The organism is Halopiger djelfimassiliensis (genome assembly GCF_000455365.1).
GTDB classification, from domain to species: Archaea; Halobacteriota; Halobacteria; order Halobacteriales; family Natrialbaceae; genus Halopiger_B; species Halopiger_B djelfimassiliensis.
The window spans coordinates 406535-414185 of sequence record NZ_HG315684.1 but is presented as its reverse complement, the minus strand read 5'-3'; the positions used below and the strand labels follow the sequence as shown (position 1 = coordinate 414185).

Here is a 7651-nt window from a genome sequence, read left to right as displayed (position 1 = left end):
CGAAGCTTCGAGTAATCGACACCCATATCATCGCGTTCACGTACACGGGAGTAATAGGTTTCACCCGGAGAGGGCCGGCGACGCAAACGCCACAACGGCGTGTCGGGAAACGTACTGTGAGGTGCCGTCGATATCGATCGGGAATGGAGTGAAAAGATTAAGTAGTTTCCAACAGATATTACCGGATGCTGTCGGGGTCATGCCTACACCGTGCGTTTCCGCACGTCCGGTCGCGACAGCACTACGAGGCCGGTCCGCCTCACTCGAGTGGCCCACGAACGGCTTCGAGTGAGGCGTCGAATCCACCTCCCTGTGCCAGACGCTCCGAGCCACCGCCACCACCACCGAAACGCAGTCGTCAACTCGTCGGGCACGTCGGTCGCGGCGTGGGACCCGTCGGGTTGACAACTGCGTCCGTGGCATCCGCTTTTCCGACGACGTTTTCGCCTCGAGTCGCCGACTAGTCCCCGAGCGTCTCGCGGTCGCTACTGCAGCGATCGAGTGCACCGGGAACGTCCGAGACGGTCGTCTCGAGGGATCGTTTGGCCGCGAAGGCGGCCCGTTTTTCGGCGGTCCGGCGATCGATCGCGCGCGGGCCGACGGCGAACTCGATCCGCGTCACCCCTTCCCCGGGGTTCGACCGGCCGAGCACGGTTACTGGACCGATCTCTCGAGTGTTCCGGACGTGGGTCCCGCTGCAGGCGGCGACATCCCACGGGGTATCGGAATCGCCGGCGTTCGACCGCGTTCTCGAACCCGCGCTCGAGCCCGTTTTCGTCCCTTCGTTCGTGATTCTGGTGACTGTGCCGCCGGTGGTCGTGATCGGATCGTCGCTCACGCCGGTTGCGTCGTTTTCGCCACCGATTCTGACGACCCGAACCCGCCCGCTCCGAACCGCCCTGTCGCTCGTTGCCTCGTTGAACGCGATGTCGTCGCGCCCGCGCGCGTCCGACAGTTGCATCTCCTCCCACGAGACGGGGCGGGACTCCCAGACGACCCGGTTGATCCGTTTTTCGAGTTCGAACAGCGTCTCGTCGTCGATCTCCGTGCTCGTCTCGAGATCGATCCGGATTCGATCCTCGTCGATATCGAAGCCGGCGTACTCGAGATCCTCGAGCAACCGCCTTGCAGCCCCGTAGAGCGCGTGGCTCGCGGTGTGGGCTCGCATACAGTACATTCGAAACGACCAGTCGACCGAACACAGCACGCGGTGGCCGACGCCGAACGACGGCTCCTCGTCGAGGACGTGGACCGGTTGGCCGTCGACGAGCTGGACGTCGGCGACGTCGGCGTCACCGATCGTGCCCCGGTCGGCCGGCTGGCCGCCGCTTTCCCCGTAGAAGTAGCTGCGCTCGAGCCAGACACGACGGCCGTCGACGGCCGTCACTTCCGTCTCGAACCGCGTCGTGTACGGCTCCGCTGCTGCCCGTTGCCCGCTCATCGGTTCCACTGGGTCGCCCGGTACTAAAAGTCTGCTCGCCGATTTCGCGGACCGGACTCGCCTGCGGTCGAATCAGCGGAGCTGAGTTCTCGGGACGCTACTCCGAGAGCGTCACGTCGAGTCGCTCCTCGAGGGCCTCGATCAGGCCGCCGCCGACCCCCGCTTGCGTCGCCCGTCCCTGCTCGACCGCGAGGAGCGCTTTCTCCTGCGTGCCGAGTTCCTCGGCGAGTTCCTCCCGCTGGAGGCCCGCTTCCCGCCGGGCTTCGACCAGTTTGTCGCCGTAGTCCGAAACGAGGTACGGCAACGGATCGTCGTCGTAGTTCGTTCCCTCTTTCTCCCAGTGTTCGGAGTCGCCGTCCCAGACCGGGTTCGCTTTCGCGACGTTCTGGGCGGCCTTTTGCTTGCGGCTCGGTTCGTCGCTGGAGCCGGAGCCCGAACCGGAGTTGCCGCTCGAGTCTCGAGACCCGCCACCGCCGGATTTTCGGGTGTCGTCGTGGGGCGCACAGTCCGGACAGACCTCGAGTTCGGCTCCGGCGACCGAGGCGAGCCGGAGCGAGTCGCTTTCGGCACCACAGAGTTCACAGTTCGTTCCGCCGCCGCCGGCGGACGAACCCGTCGAGTACTTGGCCATGTTATACTTTGGCAACTGCTGCATTTCAACGCTCCGCTCCGGTTGGTTCCGTGTGACCCCAGCCCAGACGCAATCACAAAGGGAAGGGCTTTTATAACCACACTGGGTACGATTGAGTGCAGAGAAAGAGAACGCGAGCGTGGGTAGCCAAGCCAGGCCAACGGCGCAGCGTTGAGGGCGCTGTCCCGTAGGGGTCCGCCGGTTCGAATCCGGTCCCACGCATCGCACCGCGGACATCGTCCGCATTGAACGATGCAGGTGATTCCCTCGAAGGGACATCACCCACGCACAATCCTTCAGGAACCAACGTCGAACAGCGACGGCTGTTCGACAATCGGCTCCATACTAAGCACACGGCTCGAGTGCCGACCGTCGTCACGTAATCACGGACAGTAACCACTTTCCGCTCGTGGCCGAACGAACAGTATATGGAGTACGTTCCTCGAGACCGTGTTCGGTCTCTCACTGCCGTCCTGAGCGTCGTCTCGCTCGCGGTGGTCTTCGCCGCTGCGGGCGGGCGAATCCCCCAGTCGACGGTGCCGACCGCACCGCAGTGGTTCCTCGACGCGATTCCACACGTCAACGTCGCCATTAGTGCGGCGGCGATCGGAACGATCACGGTCGGCTGGCGGGCCATTCGGCGGGGAGCAGTCGACAGACACCGGGCCGCGATGCTCGCTTCCTTCGGGCTGTTCGCGACCTTTCTCGGGCTGTATCTCTATCGCCTCGTCGCAACCGGCGGCCCGCAGCCGTTTCCGGGTCCAGACGCGGTCTATCAGTTCGTGTATCTCCCGATCCTCGCGATCCATATCTTCCTCGCGATCGCCTGTATTCCGCTGCTCTACTACGCGCTCTTGCTCGCGTTCGCGTATCCGGTCGCGGACCTGCGTCGGACGAGCCACGCTCGCTTCGGTCGACTCGCCGCGACGCTGTGGCTGATCTCGTTTTCGCTCGGGATCGTCGTCTACGCGTTGTTGCACGTCGTCTACTGAGCGAGGAACCGGGAACCCAGCGAGACGGTTCAGACGACTAACTCCCGGAAGAAATCGCTGAACAGAACCAGCAAGAACGCCGCGAGAATAATGAGGAGCAGGAACGTAAAGAAGATGATCACCGCTTGTCGCCCGGTTAGCGATTCCCCCTCGAGCAGTTCGTCGAGTTCCATAGCTATGGATTTCTCGCCGGGGACGTAAAGACGTGCGCAATATTCCGGCGCGTGGGAAGTCCCAATTTACGGCCCTGCGGACTGTCGCCGAGCCCGGGTCAGTCGTCTGCGTGTAGCGGTCGATCGTCGAGGTCGGGACGGGCCACGTCGCGGTCGGTGTCCTCGCCGTCGATGTCGTAGGGGTACTCGCCCGTCACGCAGCCGAGACAGAGATCGATCCGGTCCTTGCCGAGAACCGCGGCGACGGCATCAGTCGAGAGGTACGCGAGGCTGTCGGCGTCGATGGCCTCGCGGATCTCCTCGACGGTTTTGTCCGCGGCGATCAACTCCTCGCGGGTGGCCATATCGATCCCCATGTAGCAGGGAGCGACGATTTCGGGCGCGCCGATGCGCATGTGGACCTCCTCGGCACCGCAGTCCTTGAGGAGTTGGACCAGCTGCGTGGAGGTCGTTCCGCGGACGATCGAGTCGTCGATGAGGGTGACGGTCTTGCCCTCGACGGTCGATTTGATCGGGTTGAGCTTCAGGCGAACCGCACGCTCGCGTTCGTCCTGTGTCGGCATGATGAACGTCCGACCGACGTACCGGTTTTTCATCAACCCCTCGGCGAACTCGACGCCGTCGTCGTTTTCGTCCCGGGACGTGCCGTCGGCCGTCGTCTCGCTTGCCGCGTCGGCATACCCCGACGCGAACGCTCGGCCGGAGTCCGGGACGGGCATCACGACGTCGGTCTCGACGCCGCTTTCCTCCCAGAGCTTTCGCCCCAGACTTCGGCGGGCCTCGTAGACGAGCGTGTCGTCGATGATACTGTCCGGACGGGCGAAGTACACGTGCTCGAAGAAACAGTGGGCCGTGTGCTCGTCGTCGACGAGCTGGTAGGAGTCGAACCCCTCGCCGTCGGCCTGCAGGACGACCAACTCGCCGGGTCGGACGTCCCGGACGAGGTCACCGTCCAGCGTGTCGATCGCCGCCGACTCCGAGGCCAGCATGTATCCGTCCTCGAGCGTTCCGATACAGAGCGGCCGATTCCCCTGCGGATCGCGGACCCCCAGAACGGTATCGTCGTGGCTGATCGTCAACGAGTACGACCCGTGGATGCGTTCCATCGTCCGTTTGACGGCGCGGACGAGGTCCTCCTCGAGCAGGTTGCGGGCGAGGTCGTGGGCGATAACCTCGGTGTCGCCGTCGCTTGTGAACGCGTGGCCGGCGGCCGCGAGTTCGTCGCGGATCTCGTCGGCGTTGACGAGGTTGCCGTTGTGGGACAGCCCCAGCGAGCCGCTTTTGAACGAGACGGAAAAGGGTTGGGCACAGCAGGAGTCGACCGACCCGGCCGTCGGATACCGGACGTGGCCGATCCCGGCCGCCCCGTTGAGCATGTCGAGGTCGTCCTCCTCGAAGACGTCTCCCACGAGCCCCATCTCGACGTGACTGTGCTGCTGGAATCCGTCGTGAGTAACGATACCCGCGGATTCCTGCCCGCGGTGTTGAAGCGCATACAGCGCGTAGTACAACGGCCGTGCCGCATCTCGACCGTCGAGTGAGACGCCGACGACGCCGCACTTTTCGGTCATCCCTGTTCGCCGGGGAGTCTCGCCCCGCCCATCAGTCATGGTCGTCCGTAGGGCACCGAGTCGATAAAAATCCCCGTGTTTGTGCTCCCTATTCAGTCTTCTATGGGACGAGTTATCCACAATTATGGATACATCTGCCTGCCCGGTTCGGACGTCGGCCGTCTTGCGACTCGAGCGACCGCCCGACGACACTCCAGCGACGAGCGGGGTGATTCGACCGTCGGTTCCTCCCGCGACGGCCCACGAACGTGTACATGCCGCCGCGACGATCGATTCCGCTACGTCGCTGCCGACGGTTACCAGTCGTCGCCGGCGTACGGAGAGGTCCAGATGGCGACCTGCAGGGTCACCGCCTTGAACCACGCGTGATACATGTTCTCAACCGTTTCGCGGTCGTGATCGCCGGTCTCGAGGAAGTCTCGGATCGTCGCCGTGATCGGATAGATGAAGGCGATCAGGTATCGCTGGTGGATGAGTTCGACCGAGTCGACGTCGTCCGTTTCGTTCTTTGCGCTCCGGTGGTGTCGGCGGCCGATCTCGAACTGGTAATTCAGCCACGCCTCGTCGTACGGCGTATCGCAGGTGTCCCTGATCCACTGGCCGAAGCGGGCGCGAACGCGGTCGAGGTACTCCTCGATCGGTTCGCCCGTCTCGGCGTCGGCGAAGTACTCGAGAAGGAAGTCGTGATCGCCGACGAACCCGTACCACAGGTCCAGAATCTCGTCGATCTGTGGCTCGAGCACGTCGCCGGCCTGCCGCAGGTACTCCTCGTCTTCGTCCGAAAACATGACCGAGCGTTTGAGTCGCTCGAACTCCGCCATCTCGATCGGCGCTTCCGGAACGTGCTCGTCACCCAGGGCATAGCCCGGAATCTGCTGGTCTGCCATAGCTGGTCCCGATCGATCCCACACCAATAGTGATGATAAATGGTGGTGGAACCGCTCGCGTTTCGAATGCGTTCGCCGTCGTCGAGCGGCCGGGACGGGCCGTTGTTTCGACCCGTACGCCGGGACCGCCGGCCTATGGCACAGTGTTCAAGAGTATCGACTCGAACCCCTTGGGTATGCGACTCGAGGAGTACTGGGGCGTCGGGCCGAAGACGCGGGAAACGCTGGTCGAAGAACTGGGTCGGGAACGGGCCGTAACGGCCATCGAGAGCGGCGACGTGCGCGCGCTCTCGGACGCCGGCCTCGCCCGCGGGCGGGCGACGCGGATCCTCCGTCGAGCGACCGGCGGCGACGGGATGGCGGTGTTGGCGACCGGTGACGCCCGATCGGCGTACAAGGACCTGCTCGATCTGGCGGTCGAGCACGCGGTGACACAGCGGGCGGCCGACCGGATCAGGGTGCTTACGCCGCTTTGCTCCCGCGAGGCGATGACCGACCGACTCGACGACGTCCTCGCGGCCAGAGACGCTTGGGCGGCGCTGCCGGCGGCCGATCGCGAGGCGGTTCTCGACGCCTACGAGCGCTACGACGAACGCGACGGCAGCGAACGCGCCGCGGTCGAAGCCGCACTCGCCTTGCTCGAGGCCGGCGTCGACACCGGCCCGTTCGCTGCGATCGCCGATCTCGATCGCGAGACGCTCGAGGCGGCCGCCGGAGCGCTCGCGGCCCTCGACGGCGGGCGCGTCGCCGCGGGGACCGACGAGGAACTCGATCGGCTTCGGGACGCCCTCGGTGCGATCGAGGACATGGACGCGAACGCCCTCGAGTTGATCGAGGAGTTGCGATCGGACGGCGTCCGCGACGTCGGACAGTTCCGGGACGCCTTCGAGGATCGCCTCCTGACCGAGACGAGCGTCACGATCGAGCAGGTTCGGGACGCGATGCCGACCGACGCGACCGACGCGACGGACTTCGTCGGTAGCACCCTGCGGACGCTCCGCAGCGATCTCACCGCCGCGATCGACGACCGCGAGGAAACCGTCGCGGCCGATCTCGAGGGGACCCTCGAAGCGGCCCGTGACTCCGTCGATCGGGCCGTCGAGGCGGTCGACGACATCGCGTTGCACCTCTCGCTGGCCCGGTTCGCGCTGGCGTACGACTGTACGCGTCCGACGTTTCTCGACGGTGACGACGCCGCCGTCGCCGTCGTCGGTGCCCGAAACCTCACGCTCGCCGCACGCGGCGACGAGTCCGTCCAGCCGGTCACCTACGCGCTCGGCGAGCACGCCCTCGAAGACGGCCCCGTCGGCGTCGATTCCGCCCCCGGTGAGGAGCGGATCGCGGTGCTCACCGGAGCGAACAGCGGCGGGAAGACGACCTTACTCGAGACGCTCTGTCAGGTCGTCCTGCTGGCGATGATGGGCCTTCCGGTCCCCGCCGAACGGGCAGCGGTGACGCCGGTCGATTCGCTCGTCTTCCACCGCCGGCACGCGAGTTTCAACGCCGGCGTCCTCGAGTCGACGCTACGTTCGATCGTCCCGCCGCTGTCCGCGGGCGGACGGACGCTGATGCTCGTCGACGAGTTCGAAGCGATCACGGAGCCGGGAAGCGCCGCGGACCTGTTGCACGGACTGGTGACCCTCTCGGTCGACCGGGACGCGCTGGGCGTGTTCGTCACCCATCTCGCGGACGACCTCGAACCGTTGCCGCCGGAAGCGCGCGTCGACGGCATCTTCGCTGAGGGGCTGAACCCGGACCTCGAGTTGCTCGTCGACTATCAGCCCCGGTTCGACACGGTCGGGCGCTCGACGCCGGAGTTCATCGTCTCGCGGCTGGTCGCTAACGCCGACGACCGGGGCGAGCGGGCGGGGTTCGAGACGCTCGCGGAGGCGGTCGGAAACGACGTCGTCCAGCGGACGCTCGCCGACGCGCGCTGGAGCGAATGACCCCGGGACG

General features: G+C 65.4%; 7 protein-coding genes and 1 tRNA gene. 3 read left to right on the top strand and 5 right to left on the bottom strand.

Annotated elements, in window-relative coordinates; genetic code table 11:
- Positions 1-460 precede the first annotated feature (460 nt).
- A complete protein-coding gene (locus TX80_RS02050; protein ID WP_081661461.1) occupies positions 461-1441 on the bottom strand; it encodes an alanine--tRNA ligase-related protein in 981 nt (326 codons plus the stop codon).
- A 97-nt stretch (positions 1442-1538) separates the two neighbouring features.
- Complete coding sequence (locus TX80_RS02045) at positions 1539-2072, bottom strand: helix-turn-helix domain-containing protein (protein WP_049922157.1); 534 nt, start codon at positions 2070-2072, stop codon at positions 1539-1541.
- Between the two features lie 137 nt (positions 2073-2209).
- Here TX80_RS02045 and TX80_RS02040 point away from each other — a divergent pair.
- Together TX80_RS02040 and TX80_RS02035 are read left to right on the top strand one after the other, a co-directional pair.
- Positions 2210-2294, top strand: a tRNA-Leu gene (locus tag TX80_RS02040).
- A gap of 206 nt (positions 2295-2500) precedes the next feature.
- Positions 2501-3064, top strand: a complete 564-nt coding sequence (locus TX80_RS02035) for a DUF420 domain-containing protein (RefSeq protein ID WP_049921208.1) — start codon at positions 2501-2503, stop codon at positions 3062-3064.
- A gap of 29 nt (positions 3065-3093) precedes the next feature.
- Here TX80_RS02035 and TX80_RS19255 read toward each other — a convergent pair whose 3' ends face one another.
- The 3 genes from TX80_RS19255 to TX80_RS02025 all read right to left on the bottom strand — a co-directional run bounded on the left by TX80_RS19255 (position 3094) and on the right by TX80_RS02025 (position 5695).
- Positions 3094-3237, bottom strand: coding sequence for a hypothetical protein (locus TX80_RS19255; protein WP_195893014.1), 144 nt, complete (start codon positions 3235-3237; stop codon positions 3094-3096).
- A gap of 98 nt (positions 3238-3335) precedes the next feature.
- The gene (gene purF / locus TX80_RS02030; protein WP_049921207.1) at positions 3336-4808 is read right to left on the bottom strand and encodes an amidophosphoribosyltransferase; all 1473 of its coding nucleotides are present in this window, start codon (positions 4806-4808) and stop codon (positions 3336-3338) included.
- Positions 4809-5104: 296 nt separating this feature from the next.
- Positions 5105-5695 carry a protoglobin domain-containing protein gene (locus tag TX80_RS02025; RefSeq protein ID WP_049921206.1) on the bottom strand — a complete coding sequence of 197 codons (591 nt, stop codon included), beginning with the start codon at positions 5693-5695 and terminating at the stop codon, positions 5105-5107.
- Positions 5696-5871: 176 nt separating this feature from the next.
- Here TX80_RS02025 and TX80_RS02020 point away from each other — a divergent pair, with 176 nt between their 5' ends.
- On the top strand, positions 5872-7641 hold the full coding sequence (locus TX80_RS02020; protein WP_049921205.1) for a MutS-related protein: 1770 nt from the start codon (positions 5872-5874) through the stop codon (positions 7639-7641).
- Positions 7642-7651 lie beyond the last annotated feature (10 nt).